The organism is Phytoactinopolyspora halotolerans (assembly GCF_010550675.1).
Lineage (GTDB): Bacteria > Actinomycetota > Actinomycetes > Jiangellales > Jiangellaceae > Phytoactinopolyspora > Phytoactinopolyspora halotolerans.
Genome location: NZ_JAAGOA010000008.1, coordinates 72864 through 88943, shown reverse-complemented (window position 1 = coordinate 88943; position 16080 = coordinate 72864). Strand labels below are relative to the sequence as shown.

The window sequence follows — 16080 nt, the reverse complement described above, 5'->3', positions numbered from 1 at the left end:
CCTCGCCAGCGGCGACCGGCTGTGAAACGGTGAAGGTGTGAAACGCGTCGCCGACCATCTCTCCGACATTCTCGAGACCATCCGGCCGCTGCCGGCACTCGACGTGCACCTGCTGGACGCGCATGGCTGCGTGCTGACCGAAGACGTGGTGGCTCCGTGGCCGTTGCCGCAGTTCGACAATTCGGCCATGGACGGTTACGCGGTGCTGGCCGACGACGTGTCGGATGCCACCGAGGAGAGTCCGGTGGAGCTCCCGGTGGTGGCGGACATCGCCGCCGGTGACCTGGACGTCAGTGCCATCAGCTCGGGTCTGTGCGCCCGGATCATGACCGGTGCGCCGATGCCTGCGGGCGCCGATGCGGTGGTCCCGGTGGAGCAGACCGACGGTGGCACCGCCCGGGTCCGGATCATGGCCCCGGCCAAGCTCGGTGCCCACGTGCGGCACGCGGGCGAGGACGTGAGCGCCGGCGACGCGGTGCTCGGCGCCGGGACGTACATCGGGGCCCCGCAGGTGGGGCTGCTCGCCGCGATCGGCCGGGACCGGGTCGTGGTCCGCCCGAAGCCGCGGGTCGTCGTCATCTCCACCGGAAGCGAACTGGTCGAGCCGGGCAACCCGGTGTCTCTGGGACAGATCACCGACTCCAATTCGTTCACCCTCACGGCGGCGGCGCGCGAGGCCGGGGCGATCGCCTACCGGATCCCGCCGATCCCGGATGACCCGGATCGGCTGCTCGGCCTGATCGAGGATCAGCTGGTCCGTGCCGACCTGGTGATCACCACCGGTGGGGTCAGCGCGGGCGCCTACGACGTGGTGAAGGAGGTGCTCTCCAGGCTCGGCACGGTGGCGTTCGAGAAGGTGGCGATGCAACCGGGGAAGCCGCAGGGCTTCGGCACGGTCGGCGAGGAGAACACACCGATCTTCACGCTGCCCGGGAACCCGGTCAGCGCGTTCGTCTCTTTCGAGGTGTTCGTCCGGCCCGCGATCCGCAAGATGTTCGGCGCCGCCCGGCTGCACCGGCAGAGCGTGAAGGCGGTGCTGCAGCAGACGATGCGTTCGCCCGAGGGCAAGCGGCAGTTCGCCCGGGCCCGCCTGCAGCCGTCGTCGGATGGTTCGTACCTGGTGACGCCGCTGGGTACGCAGGAGTCGCATCGGCTGGGCGATCTGGCTTACGCTAACTCGCTGATCGTCGTGCCCGAGCATGTCACCGAGGTGACGGCCGGGCAGGTGGTCGACGCCATGCGGCTGGAGAACAGAAAGGACTGAGCGTGAGTGCTCGGCTGACGCATATCGACGACGACGGTTCGGCGCGGATGGTCGATGTGTCGGCCAAAGACGTCACCGTCCGCACGGCCCGGGCCAGCGGCCGTGTGCTGGTCTCTCCGGACGTGGTGGCGGCCCTGCGCGCCGGGGACGTGCCGAAGGGCGATGCGCTGGGCGTGGCACGTATCGCGGGCATCCAGGGCGCGAAGCGGACCCCGGATCTGGTGCCGTTGTGCCATCCGCTGGCCATCCACGGGGTCGACGTGGACGTGTCGGTGTCCGACGACGCGGTCGAGATCTCCGCGACCGTGCGCACGGCGGACCGGACCGGCGTCGAGATGGAGGCGCTGACCGCCGTCTCCACCGCCGCGTTGACCGTCGTGGACATGGTGAAGGCGATCGACAAGGGCGCGGTGATCACGGACATCCGGGTGGAGGAGAAGACCGGTGGGCGCTCGGGTACCTGGCGGCGCGCGGATCGCGCGCACTAGTGTCCTCTTCAGCTGACGAGGCCGTGAGGTGGCGAGCCGATGAGAGCGCTAGTGGTGACCGTGTCCACCCGGGCGGCGGCCGGTGTATATGAGGACCGCAGTGGACCGGTGCTCGTCGCCGGTCTGCGCGAGATGGGCGCCGACGTCGACGGCCCGACGGTGGTACCGGACGGACCCGAGGTCGAATCGGCCCTGCGCGGCGCCGTCGAGGCGGGCTACGACGTCGCCGTGACGACCGGCGGTACCGGGCTGAATCCGAACGACCAGACGCCGGAGATGACACAGCGCGTGGTCGAGGCCGAGGTGCCCGGCCTCGCCGAAGCGATCCGCGCACACGGACGGTCGAACGGTGTGCCGACGGCGTCGCTGTCGCGTGGCATCGCCGGACGGGCGGGCCGCACGCTGATCGTCAACCTGCCCGGTTCCACCGGGGGTGTCCGGGACGGCTTGTCCGTCCTGCAACCGGTGCTGGTCCATGCCGTGGATCAGATCGCCGGCGGAGATCATCCCAGGAGCGGGGCGGCGTGAGGAGTGGGTCCCGGTTGGGGTGGCCGGTCGAGCTGGAGGATCCGCCGGTCGGGCTACGGCCGCTGCGTTACCGCGACTCGCGCGCATGGGCGGAGATCCGCACCCGGAACGCCGAGTGGCTGCGACGCTGGGAGGCTACGCCGCCGCCGTCGTCCGCCTCGCCACCGATGAGCTTTCGCCAGATGGTCCGGATGTACTCGGCTCAGGGGCGGGCGGACGAGGCGCTGTCCTGGGCGGTGACCTACGAGGGCCGGTTGGCCGGGCAGCTGGGCGTGTCCAACATCGTCTGGGGCTCCGCCCGGATGGGGACGGTCGGGTACTGGGTCGACGGCGCGCTGGCCGGACGTGGCATCACCCCCACGGCGCTCGCGCTCACCGTGGACTACTGTTTCTTCACGGTGGGGCTGCACCGGCTGGAGGTCAACATCCGGCCGGAGAACCAGGCATCCTTGCGGGTCGTCGAGAAGCTCGGCTTCCGGGACGAGGGGATACGTGAGCGGCTGCTGCATATCGACGGTGATTGGCGTGATCATCGGTCTTTCGCGCTGACGTCGGAGGACGTCCCGGACGGCTTGCTGACGCGGTGGCATGAGTCGAAGCGGCTGACGTGAGACAGGCGGTCCTCGGAGGGATCATGGTGCACGTGACGCCGTGATCTGGGTGTGCAAACCGCCACAGTAGTCACATCCGTTACCGGCGACACACCGCCGCAGGTCCACCGCCAGCGACGTTGCGCACCGTACCGTCTGATGTCATGGGGTACAGCGGCCTGATCTATGCGGCGATCGTCGCTGCGTGGTTGGCCGTCCTCGTCCCTCGATGGGTCCGCCGCAACGAGGAGGTCGAGCGGGCGCGGGAGACCGACGCGGCGAACGGCGTGCGCGTGCTACGGCGCAAGTCCGGGCCCATCCATGCCCCGCACCGGGTTGTCGCCGACGGGCCGGACGGCCGGACGATCGTCACCGGCGACGTCAAGGGTTTGGCGCCGACGAGCGGGGCGGTACCGGCGGCGCGAGAGGGCGCTGCTGCCGCCCGCCATGCCGAGTCCAGCGCTGCGGACGGTCGCGTGCGGCCTCGGCCACGAGACGGACGTGTACCGGCCGAGGCGGAGCTTCGGCGGTTCGAGCAGGCGGCTGTCGATGCGGCGCGGCGGCGTCGCCGGATGCTCAGTCTGCTGTTCATGGCGACCCTGCTGGGCGTGGCGGGGACGGTCTTGGGGCCGTTGCCGAGCTGGGTGCCGATCGTCACCGGGACCATGATCGCCGGGTTCGTGGTCGTGGCTCGCCGGGCTGCGGTAGCCCAGACCCAGCGGCGTCGCACGTTGCGGAAGCGGGCGGCGCGTGAACGCGCCGCCGCGGCGGACAGTGCACCCGAGAACGATTCCGTGGCGGTCAACGCGGAGGGCAAGCGGATCGCCGTCCTCGATCTCCCGGAGGAGGCGGAGCAGCCAGCGGAGGGCACCTGGGATCCGGTCGACGTGCCGTTGCCGACGTACGTCAACAAGCCGAAGGCGCCGCGTGTCAACCGCAAGATCGACCTCGGCGGCGACGGGTCGTGGACGTCCGGTCGACTGGAGCACACGACGTCGTTCGAGCTGCCCTCCCGCCCGCCGGCGTCGCCGGTGACCGGCGACGGGACGGAGGCAGCGGAGAGCGAGACGAACGCGTCGGACGACGAGATGCCGGAGAAGCGCCGTCGAGCGGTCGGCGAGTGAGCGCGGACCGCGTCGCCCAACAGCCTACCTCTGGTTGGTGTCCAGGCTCTGACCACGCGATTCCATGATTGGTGCCGGGTGATGGTAAGCTCGTCGAGGTCTTGAGCCGGGGGCTGTGGCGCAGTTGGTAGCGCGCCTCGTTCGCAACGAGGAGGCCACGGGTTCGAATCCCGTCAGCTCCACCATGTCTGCTGACCAGGACATTTGATTGTTCGAGGCTATCCACAGTAGTCATCGGAGCCGCCCGAAGAGCGGTTCTGTCGCGTGCTGGGGACGTGCGGCGACCTACGTTGCCACTCAGCGTCCCCAGCCAGTGCCTTCCTCCGAGCACCGTACCGGTGTATCTGCGGCGGCGGCCGGATCATCGCGGCGTAGGGGATCGCCATCGTCGATCGCCGCGTCGGCGTCCGCGGGCGCGGAAGAACGGCTCGCGGCGACGTCTGCCGTCACGTTCGGCGGTAGGCACCAGAAGAGGAGTAACGATTGGCTAGAGGTGTTCAGCGCCAGTCCGGCGCTAGCCGTACCACCACCCGAGCCCGGCGTCGTGCCCGTGGCCGGGATAACGACGGAATCATCCCGGTCCTCGCGCGCGCCGTCCGCGACGTCGAGACCGCCGTCTCGCGTGGCCCCTCCACGCCCTCCACACGCACCAAGTTTCAGGTCATCGCCCTGCTGGTGCGGGAGGAACGCGCCCGCGTCAAGGCAGACGAGTCGAGCAGTGACAGCTACCGTGCCGACCAGCTCAAGCGCCTCGACGGGATCGCGACGATCCTGGCGAAGGTCGCCGTCCGCGAAGCCTCGCTCCTGGCGCTGCTCGCCGAGGATGCCGTCGTCGGCGACGCAGCCAAGTCGCTCAAGCGGGAGATGCTGGCCGCGGCGGGCATCGAGCCATCCGAAGACGAGGTCTCGGTCAGCACGCCGGTAACCTCGACCGGCACGATGAAGCGTCAGGTGGTGCCGCAGTCGGTCGTCTCCCGGCAACTCGCCAATCCGTTCCTGGCGCCGGATTTCACGGCTCCCGGCCCACGCGAGCCGCGCCCGCAACGCCTGGCCAGCTGGGAACTGATCGGCCCGCTGCTCAATGCGTTCGAGTACGCCGCTGACGGGGCATCGGCCTGCATGGCACTTCCCGACGAGTCCGCCCTGCGGACGTCGGGCGGCGGCGAGATGATGCCACACCAAGCACGGCTGATCGCCGCAGCCGAGTCCGGACACAGAACCTTCCTGCTCGCCGACGAGCCGGGGCTGGGCAAGACGGCTCAGGCGCTGCTCGCCGCGCAGGCCGCGAACGCCTATCCGCTGCTCGTCGTCGTACCGAACGTCGTCAAGACCAACTGGGCTCGCGAAGCGGACCGGTGGACGCCGGAACACCCGGCCACGGTGATCCACGGGGACGGCGACACGGTCGACGGCTTCGCCGAGATCATCATCGTCAACTATGAGGTGCTCGACCGTCACATCGGCTGGCTCGGTGATCTGGGCTTTCGCGGCATGGTCGTCGACGAGGCGCACTTCATCAAGAACAAGAAATCCCAGCGCTCGCAGTACGTCCTGCAGCTCTCCGAACAGATCCGGGCGCGGGCCGTGCGTCCGCTGCTGATGGCGCTCACCGGCACGCCGCTGATCAACGACATCGAGGACTTCAGAGCCATCTGGCAGTTCCTGGGCTGGATCGACGAGAAGAAGCCACGCTCCGAACTGATGGAGGCACTGGAGAAGACCGGCCTGACACCGGCCGACCGCGGCTTCTACGCGTCCGCTCGCGACTGCGTGATCGACTTGGGCATCGTTCGCCGCCGTAAGATCGATGTGGCCGCTGACATCCCTGCCCGCCGCATTGCCGACCTTCCCGTCGAGCTCGACGGCGCCGCCGGCCGGTCGATCCGCGACGCCGAGCGCGAGCTGGCCGACCGTCTCCTGTCGCGCTATGAAGCGGCATTGGAAGCACGGACGTCCGGCGTCGTCGTGCCGGGAATCGATCACGATCTCGTCCGCCGGGTCGCCCGTGCGGAGCTGGCCGATACCACGACGGCGAAGACGGGCCAGAACGTGTTCAGCATGATCCGCCGCATCGGTCAGGCCAAGGCCGGCCTGGCCGCCGACTATGCCGCGCAGCTCGCCCGCAACGTGGGTAAGGTCGTCTTCTTCGCCAAGCACGTCGACGTGATGGACCTCGCCGAGAAGACCTTCGCGGAGCGCGGCATCCGCTACTCGTCGATCCGGGGGGATCAGACCTCGAAGCAGCGTCAGAAGAACATCGACGCCTTCACGCACGATCCCGACGTCTCCATCGCGGTCTGCTCGCTCACCGCTGCCGGCGTGGGCCTGAACCTGCAGGTCGCCTCCAACATGGTCCTCGCCGAGCTGTCCTGGTCCGCCGCCGAGCAGACGCAGGCCATCGACCGCGTGCACCGCATCGGTCAGGACGAGCCCGTCACCGCCTGGCGTATCATCGCCGCCCAGACCATGGACACGAGGATCGCGGAGCTGATCGACAGCAAGGCCGGGCTGGCCGCCCGGGCGCTCGACGGCTCGGACGACGAGGTTGGCTCGGCAGCCGACGTGCAGCTCGAAGCTCTCGTTGCGCTGTTGACGGACCGGTTGTCGACGTCGTCGTAATCCCGTGACCCGCCGCGCGGCAGGCGACGGCAGGGGGTCCCACGACATCAGCCACGACCTTTCGAACTTTTCGTGGCGTGGGCGCATCTTGTGGGCATGCACTCTTCGATACACGCCGTGGACTCCATAGACGATCTGGCTCCACAGCTGGCCAACAACCGTGCCTACTGGCTCGGCTGGGGCAGCACTGATTCCGTCGATGCCGACCTGCCGACGTACCGCAGTGACCTTCCGCACCCTCTCCTCAATGGGGTGTTGCGGCTGCGTCGGCAGCGACTGGACGATGCCGTGGCCGAGGCGCGACGCCGGCTGTACAGAACGCCATGGCTCTGGTGGGTGGGTCCGGACAGTGATCCCGCTGTCGCCGACGGTCTGCTGGCCCGGGGCGCGAGCGAGGTTCAGTCGATGCCTGTCATGGCCGTACGGGTGGACCAGGTGGCTGAGGTCCCCGCGCCGGCCGATCTCGTCATCGACCAGGTGGAAGGAGCCGGCGGGACCGCGGCATTCGTCGAGGCGTATGCGCCGTCCATGGGCGTCCCCGATGCAGCCGTGCCGGCCGCCGTCGAACGAGAGATCAACCGAACCACACAGAATGATGAACTCATCCGTTTCACCGGCCGTCTCCACGGGCGGGTCGTCGGAACCGCCGCCACGTCGATCAGCAACGGTGTCGCAGGCATCTACGTCGTCAGCACCGATTCCGGCTACCGGCGCCGGGGAATCGGCACCGCGCTGACCCTCGCCGCGCTGAAGGCCGGAAGGGAACGCGGTTTGCGGGTCGCGACGCTGCAGTCCAGCGCCGACGGCGAGCCGGTATATCGCCGGATGGGCTTCCACACCGTGACGCACTACCGGCTGTTCCAGTTGCCGAGGGCACCGGCGTAGGCGACGATTCCGCCGCCTGGTGATGGGTCAGTCGAAACCGGCTGATGGACCGGCGTCTGCGGCGCCCGGAATCGAGCGGCAATCTCACCGCTCGGGATGGAAAAGCCGCAGCCGCCGGACTCGGCGGTCTTCCAGGGCCAGTACCCAGACCGCGCCCGGCGGGCAGTGGAACGGATCGTCAGGTGGGCTGATCAGGTCGGTCTCCAGGATGGTCACGCCACGGCTGGCCACGACATGGGCCAGCCGATAGCGCACGCCGTCTTCCACGTCGCCGTACATCGCCCGGATGAGCTGGTCCTGGCCCGTTGTCCGCTGACCGTCAGGCCAGGTGGTCTCCACGTCCGTAGACCAGGTCGCTGCCAGGAGCTCGGCGTAAGAACCGCGCTCCGCGGCCCGCAGCATCTCGGTTGCCTCGGCCCGGCGCGTTCTGGTCAGCGCGGCCACGTCGTCGTGTGCCGCGTCGGCGGTCGCGAGGAGGGCGTCGGTCAGTTTGGTACGAGCCTGGCTGAGCCGGCTGCGCACCGTGCCGACCGGAATCCCGCACAGCGCCGCGATCTGTTCATAGGCGGTGACTCCGGTGAAGTACCGCAGCATGGTCACCAGACGGAGGCTCGGGGACAACTCCTCTATTGCTCGCCAGACCCAGTCCCTCGCCGCATGCCGGTCCAGCAGCTCCGCCGGATCAGAGTCGATCGCCGGCCGGGCCAGGAGATCGAGCTGATCGGCAGGGACCTCCGTCCTTCCGCGCACCTGCATCCGGCAGACATTGCGCACGATGGCGCGCAACCACGGGCCGACGGAGGCCGCATCACGCACATCCCCGATGCGGCGCACGGCTGTCAGCGCCGCCTCCTGCAACGCGTCGTCGGCTTCGGGCCTGTGGCCGAGAATGCTCAACGCGACCGCCCGCATGGCGCCCCAATGCCGAGCCAGAAGCACACCGGAACACTCGACATCACCGGCCTGAGCGGCACGGACCAACTCGGCGTCGTCTGGTGCGTCCGCCATCCCCCTGCCCACCAGGCGAGTCTATCGACGTGCTGGGACGGCAAGGGCCGCCACCGGCGTCCATCGGCCAGTCAGTCCGCTTCGGGGATGCACCACGCCAGCGGTGAGCCTATATGCGCAGGACGCTCACCCGGACCATACGCTCGTCTGCCGGTGTCACGACGTGGGGTTCACCGGTCAGCGTGATGGTCGCGCGGGGCGGGCCGTCGTCCGCGTCGGCCATCACGTCCGATGCGGGCTCCGCCTGGGCGATGCCGTCGGCGTGTGGGCGTGTCCGGTTGTCGGCGGCGGAACGGCCCACCCAGACCTCGACGTCGCCCGGTTCCACGATGCGGACCATGTGACGGTCGGTGAACGCCAGCCGCGTCGTGGGAACCTCGAAGCGGACGACCGCTGACTCGCCGGCGTCGAGCTCGACGCGGTGATAGCCCAGCAGCTGGACGGTCGGCCGGGTGATGCTGGCCACCAGGTCGCGAGCGTAGATCTGCACGACGTCCGCGCCGCGACGATCGCCGGTATTCGTCACCCGGACCGAGGCGGCGAAGGAACCACCGGCGGCCGCTGCGGAGTCGACAGCGAGATCCTCATGCGTGAACGTCGTGTATGACAGGCCGTGCCCGAACGCCCGGACCGGTGTGGTGTCGGCGGTGGTGACGTCATTCGGGCCGCCGAGCGGCGGGTGCAGATACGTGTACGGCTGGGCTCCGGCCGACCGCGGCATCGAGACGGGGAGCCGCCCGGACGGGTTGACCCGCCCCGAGAGCACACCGGCGATCGCCGAGCCACCTTCCTCCCCCGGGAAGAACGCCTGGAGAACCGCCCCGACCGCGGATGGTCCCTCCAGCGCCCAGTCGATGGCGTACGGACGTCCGGTGATGAGGACCAGCACGGTGGGCGTGCCGGTGGCTCGGACGGTCTCGACGAGTTCCCGCTGGACACCGGGAAGATCGAGGCTCTCGACATCGTTGCCCTCACCGACCGTGCCTCGCCCGAACAGCCCGGCCTGGTCGCCGACCACCACCACGGCCACGTCGGCCTCCCGGGCGGCCTCGGTTGCCTCGGCGAACCCGGAACGGTCGGCGTCGTCGACGCCACACCCACGTACGACGACGGTCTCCGCCCCGGAGAGCGAGCCGGTCGCCGACTCCTGGCGCAGCCCGTCCGCGACGGTGGGGATCTCGATCCCGAACGGGACGTCAGGACGATCGGCGAGAACGTGGTTGATGAACGAATAGCAGCCCAGAAGCGCTTCCGAGCGGTCGGCGTTCGGACCGATCACCGCTACTCGGCGGGGCACCGTGCGACCGGGACCGCCCAGAGGGAGGACGCCATCGTTGGACAGCAGGACGACCGACTCCTCCGCGAGGCGGCGCGCGAGGTCCCGATGTTCCGCCGAGTCCAGGTCGGCCGTGGACGGCGGATCGTCGGCGAAGGTCTCGTCAAGCAGACCGAGTTCCTCCTTCTGCGCCAGCGCGCGCAGCACCGCACGGTCGACGAGCTTCTCGTCGACGACGCCGGCCCGCACCCGCTCGGCGAGCGGCTCGAGGTATGCATCGCCGTTCGGCAACTCGATGTCGATGCCGGCGGCCAGCGCCTGGGCAGCCGCATCACCCTGGTCGGCGGCCACCCTGTGCAACAGCGCGAGAAACGCTACCGAGAAGTAATCCGCGACGACGGTTCCGGTGAAGCCCCACTGCTCGCGCAGCAGACCGGTCAGCAGGTCGGCGTCGGCCGCGACCGGCACGCCGTCGATCTCGGTGTAGGAGTTCATGACCGAGCGAGCGCCTCCGTCGAACAGCGCCATCTCGAACGGCGGCAGCAGGACATCGGCGACCTCGCGAGGCCCGGCATGCACCGGTGCGTGGTTCCGTCCGGCCTGCGACGCCGAGTAGCTGACGAAGTGCTTGAGCGTCGCGTGCACGCCTGCCGACTGCAGCCCACGCACGTACGACGTGCCGAGTGTGCCGACCACGTACGGATCCTCGGCGATGCACTCGTCGACGCGACCCCACCGCGGGTCCCGGATCACGTCGAGCACCGGTGCGAGGCCTTGGTGGATGCCGAGCGCCCGCATGGACGCGCCGATGACGCCGCCCATCTGCTCGACGAGGTCCGGGTCGAACGACGCACCCCAGGCGAGCGGCGTGGGGAACGCCGCCGCCTGCCAGGCGGCGAGGCCCGTCAGGCACTCCTCGTGCACGAGCGCCGGAATGCCGAGGCGGGTGTCCGAACGCAACCGGCGCTGCTGGTCCCAGAGCCATTGCGCACGTGTGACCGGGTCGACCGGGTGGGTCCCGTACACCCGGGTCAGGTGGCCGATGCCGTGCCGGATCGACTCCTCGAACGACCGCTGTGATGCGGTCATCTCCCCCTGCAACGGCGCGACGTCACCCGGACGATCCGGCTCGTCGCTGCTGCTGCCGCCGTCGTCGCTGCTGTCGTCCGTGCCGGCGTTGTCGGCGCCGACCTGATCGACCCAGTAGCCGACCAGCTGAGCCAGCTTCTCGTCCAGCGTCATCCGCGCCAGCAGGTCATATACCCGCTGGGAGATCTGAGACAGGGGCAGGTGATTGTCGAGGTCCGTCACGTATTTTGGCTCCTTCTTCCGGGGTGGGCCGGGGTCATCCCTTGACCGCACCCTGCAGGCCGCTGACGATGCGCTTCTGCATCAACAGGAACAGCACCAGCGCTGGGATCATGGCCAGCGAGGTGAAGGCGTAGACTCCGGCGACGTCGGCCGAGTACTCCGAGGAGTAGTCCGCGACCCCGAGGGGCAGCGTGCGCATGTTGCCCTGCAACAGCAACAGCGGGAGCAGGTAGGCGTTCCAGGATTGGACGAACGCCACCACGCCCACGGTGACCATCCCTGGCCAGGACAGCGGCACGACGATCCGCCAGAAGAAGCTGATCCGCGACGATCCGTCGATCATCGCCGCCTCTTCGATCTCGTTCGGCAACGCGATCAGGAACGGACGCAGGATGACGACGCTCAACGGCAGCGCGAACGCGGCTTGTGGCAGCGCGATTCCCCACCAGGTGTTGCTGAGCCCGAAGTTCTGGCTGACGAGGATGAACAGCGGGATCACGGCAACGGTGACCGGGAACAAGAGCCCCGCGACGAAGACGGTGAACAGCGCCTCGCGTCCACGGAACCGATACCGCGCGAGCGGGTACGCCGCCATCATGCCGCACACCACGACCACAAGCGTCGTGATGGTCGCGATGGCCGTGGAGTTCAGCGTGAACCGCCAGAAGTCCGGATTGGTCAGGGCCTCGGTGTAGTTGCTGAACACCCACGGGTCGGGCAGGCCGGCCGGGCTCTCCGCCAGCTGGGCGTTGGTACGGAAGCCGCCGAGCACGCCGAAGAGCACCGGTCCGAGCGAGCCCGCCGCTACCACGAGGGCGAGCACGTAGATCAGCGGGTTACCGCCGGAGAAAGTGTCCTGCTGTCGTCGCGCGCGCTGGGGAGTTGTCGCGGTGGTCATCGTCCGGCCTCCTTGGTGTCCCGGCGCAGCACCAGCCGCTGGTAGAGGATCGCCATGGTGAGTGCGATCACGAAGAGGATCATCGAGGCCGCGCCTGCGATGCCGTAGTTCTGGCGGTTGGTACCCTCGTTGACCAGGAACGTCACCATGGTCGTCGTGGCGTTGGCCGGGCCGCCCCGGGTGAGGATCCACACCATGTCGAACAGCTGGAGTGATCCGATCATCGACAGGAACGCCCAGGTCCGCATCGTCGGTCCCAGCAGCGGGATGGTGATGTTGCGCTGCACCTGCCACCAGGTGGCGCCATCGAGCTGCGCGGCCTCGTACAGGTCGTTCGGGATGCCCTGCAGGCCGGCGAGGAACAGCAGGATCGGCAGGCCGAGGTACTTCCATGTCAAAACGATCAGGACGGTCCACAGGGCGATGTCGGGATCGCCGAGCCATCCCTGCGCGGGCCCGTCGAGGCCGACGCTGCCCAGCGCCGTGTCGACGACGCCGTAACGCGGCTGCAGCAACTGGAACCAGATGACACCGGCGATGACCTCGGACAGAACGAACGGTACGAAGACGATCGTTCGCAGTAGGCCCTGGCCCTTCATCTTGCGGTTGAGCAGCAGGGCGACGGCGAGCCCGAGCGGCAGCTGGAGAAGGATCGAGCCGACGACGATGATCATGGTGTGCGCCACGGCCCCGGTGAAGACGTCGTTGGTCAGCACGGAGACGTAGTTGTCCAGACCGACGAAATCCTCGAGCGGCCCGAAACCGCGCCACCGGTACACGGACATCTGGACTGCCGTGAGCACCGGCACGATCACGAAGACCACGAACAACGCGAGGGCGGGCGTGACGAAGAAGACGATCTCCGCGCGCTTGCGCCACTCTTGCCGAGCCCGACGGCTGCTGCGGCGGCGGGGGGTCCGATCCTGTGTGCTGCGGTCGGCAGGCGGCGCCTCGGAGGCACCGCCTGCCGACCTGGTCGTTGCGTTACTCACTGCTCGGCATCTGCCGCTTGCTGAGTGGCGTCCACGATGTCCTGTGGTGACGCGTTGCCGGCGAACGCCTGGACGATCGCGTCGTTCATCGCACCACCGACGGACTCACCGAACGCTGTGTCGAAGTAGAGCTGCACGTAGGGCGCGTTGTCCCGTACTTCGAGCAGCCCGGACAGCGCCGGATCGGTGACGGAATCCGAGGCGGCCGGATTGACCGGCAGACCCATGTCGTTCTCGGCGAAGCCCTGCTGAACCTCGTCGGAGAGCAGATACTCGATGAAGTCGACGGCTTGGTCCGGCGCGTCCGCGGAGAGTGCCCAGGCATCGCCACCGCCGAGAACCGCCTCCGGGTCACCCTCCTGGCCGGGGACCTCAGGGAACGGGAACCAGCCCGTGTTCTCGCCGAGCCCTTCGCCATCCTCGGTCAGGCCCTGCATGACGCCCGGCTCCCAGTGGCCGGCCAGCTCCATCGCCACTCGCTCGGTGGCCAGCAGGCCGGACGCGGAGGTCGGGCCCTCCTGAGCTGGGGTCGTCAGGAAGCCCGCGTTGAACGGCTCGGCCTCGACGATGGTCTGCAGCGTCTCACCGGCCCGTACGAAGCACGGGTCGGAGAAGCCCAGGCTGGTGACCGCGTCCTGCAGGACGTCCTGGGCACACTGGCGCAGCGCCGTGTAATACCAGTAGTGCGCGGCCGGCCAGGCGTCGCCCGCACCGACCGAGACGGGTTCGATGTCCGCGTCCTTGAGCGCGTCGACGGCGGCGAGCCAGTCGTCCAACGTCTGTGGCGGCTCGGTGATCCCCGCCTCCTCGAACAACGCGGTGTTGTACCAGAAGCCGACCACGCCCAGCGAGAACGGCAGCGCGTACGTGCGATCGTCCACCTGCCAGCCGGCGACTGAGCCACCGAGCTTGTCGATCGTCTCGGCGGCGTCATCGGTCAGATCCCGGGTGAGGCCGGCGTCGACGTGAGCGGCGAGTTCGCCGCCGCCGCGTTCCATGTAGATGTCCGGCACGTCGCCGCTCTGGAACGCCGCGTCGAGCCGGGTGAGCATGTCCTCGTGCTCTTGTGCGTTGATCTCGATGGTGACATTGGGGTTGGCCTCTTCGAAGTCGGCGGCAACCTGTTCGTAGTAGCTCCGGCCCGGATCGTTGTTCGAGTTATGCCACCACTCGATGGTGACAGGCTCGTCGCCTCCTCCGGTGTCGCCACCGTTGCCGTCACCCTCCGCGGTGTCGGCGGCGTCGGGTTCGGAGTCGCTGTCTTGTCCGGCGCACGCTGTGCTGAAGAGAGCGGCCGCCGCTGCAACTACCAGCGCGGCCTGCCTCCGTGTCCTGCGAGTCATCTGGGTGCCCTCCAGTCGTCCCTGACGGAATGTGCGCGAGTTTTGCAGCTTCGACACACGGGTGTCAATCGTTATCGACATCGGTTTCGATAACGGTATCGACATCGTTATCTATCACACACCTCCATTCGCGTGCCCGTAGCTCGCCGGCACGCTACTGTCTTGTCCATGCAGCCCACGGGAAGGGTCACCATCGGTGACGTTGCGAGAACCGCGAAGGTCTCCGTCGCGACCGTATCCAAGGTGATCAACGGCCGTTACGGTGTCGCGCCGGAGACCGAGCTCCGGGTCCAAGAGGTCATCAGGCAACTCGGCTACGAGTCGTCGATCGTGGCACGGAGCCTACGCAGCCGCCGCACCAACGTGATCGGCATTCTCGTCGCCGAGTTCGAGCCGTTCTCCACCGAGCTGCTGAAGGGTGTTTCCGAGGCGGTCGACGGGACGGGTTACGAGTTGATGGCGTATACCGGCGGTCTCGGGCGGCACGACCGCGTCGGCTGGGAACAGCGCAATCTGAGCCGGTTGGCCGGAACGCTCATCGATGGTGCGGTACTCGTCACGCCTACCGTGAGTATCGAACACGGCACCATTCCCGTCGTCGCCGTCGACCCGCATACCGGCCCGTCCGGCACTCCGACCGTCGACGCGGACAGCTTCGCCGGCGCCCGGCTGGCGACTCAGCACCTGATCTCGCTCGGCCATAGCCGCATCGGCTTTCTCGGCGGCCGGGAGGATCTCGAATCGGCGACCCTTCGCGAACAGGGTTACCGCTCGGCGTTGGAAGAGGCGGGCATCGCCGTCGACCCGGATCTCATGCGGATCGGTGGCTACCGTCCTGACCTGGCCGACACCCCGGCGCATGAGCTGTTGTCGCTCCCGGACCGCCCGACGGCCATCTTCGCGGCCAACGACCTCTCCGCGATCCGCACCATGGAGGTCGCCCGGGAACTGGGGCTGCGCATCCCGGACGATATCTCGGTGATCGGCTTCGACAACGTGCCCGAGTCGGCGTTGACGGACCCTCCGCTCACGACCGTCGCCCAGCCGATCCACCAGATGGGCGCCGAGGCCCTGGGCATGGTCATCGACCTCATCAACGGCGTGACCAGGGAGCCCCACGTCCGCTTGCCGACGAGCCTCGTCACCCGCTCGAGCTGTCGCCGGTTGTGAACGCCGCGATATCGGTCGCTGCAGGACTCATCGCGGTACACGATCCGGATGTAGGGCTGCGCCATCGCCGGTATGTGCCATTCTGGGCGGCGCGGGCTCGTGTTGCTTAACGCTTACTTAACTGGCGCAGCCAACGTTGCATGTGGTCGACCGTCGAGTATGCCGCTGACCTGCAGGAATAACGTGCCTAGACCCATCGGCCAGCCTGATGTCACTTAATCCGATCGTTTGCACCTCACATAACACGGCACGATCAATCTGGTCTAGACCAAGGGAGGCGACGCGGTCAGCGATTCTGCAGCTCTTCCGCCGAAAGTTCGTTGTCCACCATGTCGCCGGCGAGGTACGCGCCCTAGGCGGGGCAGATCGAGATTGGCGTGCCCACACAGGTCGGTGAGGATGACCTTCTCTTCGCCGGTCTCGACGGGCTGGGGTGCACGGTCGTGCCGTAGGCCTCCATCATGATCTTGCGGTCGGCTTCTGATCGTACGACACCGGTATCATGCTGCTCCTCATGCACGGACTCGGGCGATCTCGCGTTGCGCACAAGGCTTGCGCGGCTACCCTGCGCGGGGCCTACTTCC

General features: G+C 68.3%; 13 protein-coding genes and 1 tRNA gene. 9 read left to right on the top strand and 5 right to left on the bottom strand.

What is annotated here, in order from left to right; genetic code table 11:
* Window positions 1–37 precede the first annotated feature (37 nt).
* From glp to G1H10_RS34525, 8 genes are all read left to right on the top strand, one after another.
* Window positions 38–1264, top strand: a complete 1227-nt coding sequence (glp, locus tag G1H10_RS13215; protein WP_163738184.1) for a molybdotransferase-like divisome protein Glp — start codon at window positions 38–40, stop codon at window positions 1262–1264.
* Window positions 1261–1752 (top strand): cyclic pyranopterin monophosphate synthase MoaC, encoded by a 492-nt coding sequence (gene moaC, locus G1H10_RS13210; protein ID WP_163738576.1) that lies wholly within the window; start codon window positions 1261–1263, stop codon window positions 1750–1752. The genes glp and moaC overlap by 4 nt, the downstream gene beginning before the upstream one ends.
* Window positions 1753–1791: 39 nt before the next feature.
* Window positions 1792–2280 carry a MogA/MoaB family molybdenum cofactor biosynthesis protein gene (locus tag G1H10_RS13205; RefSeq protein ID WP_163738182.1) on the top strand — a complete coding sequence of 163 codons (489 nt, stop codon included), beginning with the start codon at window positions 1792–1794 and terminating at the stop codon, window positions 2278–2280.
* Window positions 2277–2891 (top strand): GNAT family N-acetyltransferase, encoded by a 615-nt coding sequence (locus tag G1H10_RS13200; protein ID WP_163738181.1) that lies wholly within the window; start codon window positions 2277–2279, stop codon window positions 2889–2891. Before G1H10_RS13205 ends, G1H10_RS13200 begins: the two co-directional genes overlap by 4 nt.
* Before the next feature lie 143 nt (window positions 2892–3034).
* The gene (gene sepX / locus G1H10_RS13195) at window positions 3035–3994 is read left to right on the top strand and encodes a divisome protein SepX/GlpR (RefSeq protein WP_163738179.1); all 960 of its coding nucleotides are present in this window, start codon (window positions 3035–3037) and stop codon (window positions 3992–3994) included.
* A 109-nt stretch (window positions 3995–4103) separates the two neighbouring features.
* Window positions 4104–4179: transfer RNA gene (locus tag G1H10_RS13190), tRNA-Ala, on the top strand.
* A 298-nt stretch (window positions 4180–4477) separates the two neighbouring features.
* Window positions 4478–6613, top strand: a complete 2136-nt coding sequence (locus G1H10_RS13185; RefSeq protein WP_163738176.1) for a DEAD/DEAH box helicase — start codon at window positions 4478–4480, stop codon at window positions 6611–6613.
* Between the two features lie 117 nt (window positions 6614–6730).
* Entirely contained in the window at window positions 6731–7498 is a 768-nt protein-coding gene (locus G1H10_RS34525; protein ID WP_163738175.1) for a GNAT family N-acetyltransferase, read from the top strand.
* 84 nt (window positions 7499–7582) lie between these two features.
* Here the strand turns inward: G1H10_RS34525 and G1H10_RS13175 are convergent, their stop codons facing one another.
* The 5 genes from G1H10_RS13175 to G1H10_RS13155 all read right to left on the bottom strand — a co-directional run bounded on the left by G1H10_RS13175 (window position 7583) and on the right by G1H10_RS13155 (window position 14326).
* Window positions 7583–8518, bottom strand: a complete 936-nt coding sequence (locus G1H10_RS13175) for an RNA polymerase sigma factor (protein WP_216853227.1) — start codon at window positions 8516–8518, stop codon at window positions 7583–7585.
* A gap of 97 nt (window positions 8519–8615) precedes the next feature.
* On the bottom strand, window positions 8616–11024 hold the full coding sequence (locus tag G1H10_RS13170) for a beta-xylosidase/alpha-l-arabinosidase (RefSeq protein ID WP_163738572.1): 2409 nt from the start codon (window positions 11022–11024) through the stop codon (window positions 8616–8618).
* A gap of 103 nt (window positions 11025–11127) precedes the next feature.
* A complete protein-coding gene (locus tag G1H10_RS13165; protein WP_163738173.1) occupies window positions 11128–11991 on the bottom strand; it encodes a carbohydrate ABC transporter permease in 864 nt (287 codons plus the stop codon).
* Complete coding sequence (locus tag G1H10_RS32950) at window positions 11988–12983, bottom strand: carbohydrate ABC transporter permease (protein WP_216853225.1); 996 nt, start codon at window positions 12981–12983, stop codon at window positions 11988–11990. The genes G1H10_RS13165 and G1H10_RS32950 overlap by 4 nt, the downstream gene beginning before the upstream one ends.
* On the bottom strand, window positions 12980–14326 hold the full coding sequence (locus G1H10_RS13155; protein WP_163738171.1) for an extracellular solute-binding protein: 1347 nt from the start codon (window positions 14324–14326) through the stop codon (window positions 12980–12982). Before G1H10_RS13155 ends, G1H10_RS32950 begins: the two co-directional genes overlap by 4 nt.
* Before the next feature lie 168 nt (window positions 14327–14494).
* Between G1H10_RS13155 and G1H10_RS13150 the strand changes: the two genes are divergently transcribed.
* Window positions 14495–15496 carry a LacI family DNA-binding transcriptional regulator gene (locus G1H10_RS13150; protein WP_163738169.1) on the top strand — a complete coding sequence of 334 codons (1002 nt, stop codon included), beginning with the start codon at window positions 14495–14497 and terminating at the stop codon, window positions 15494–15496.
* The last annotated feature ends 584 nt before the right edge of the window (window positions 15497–16080 follow it).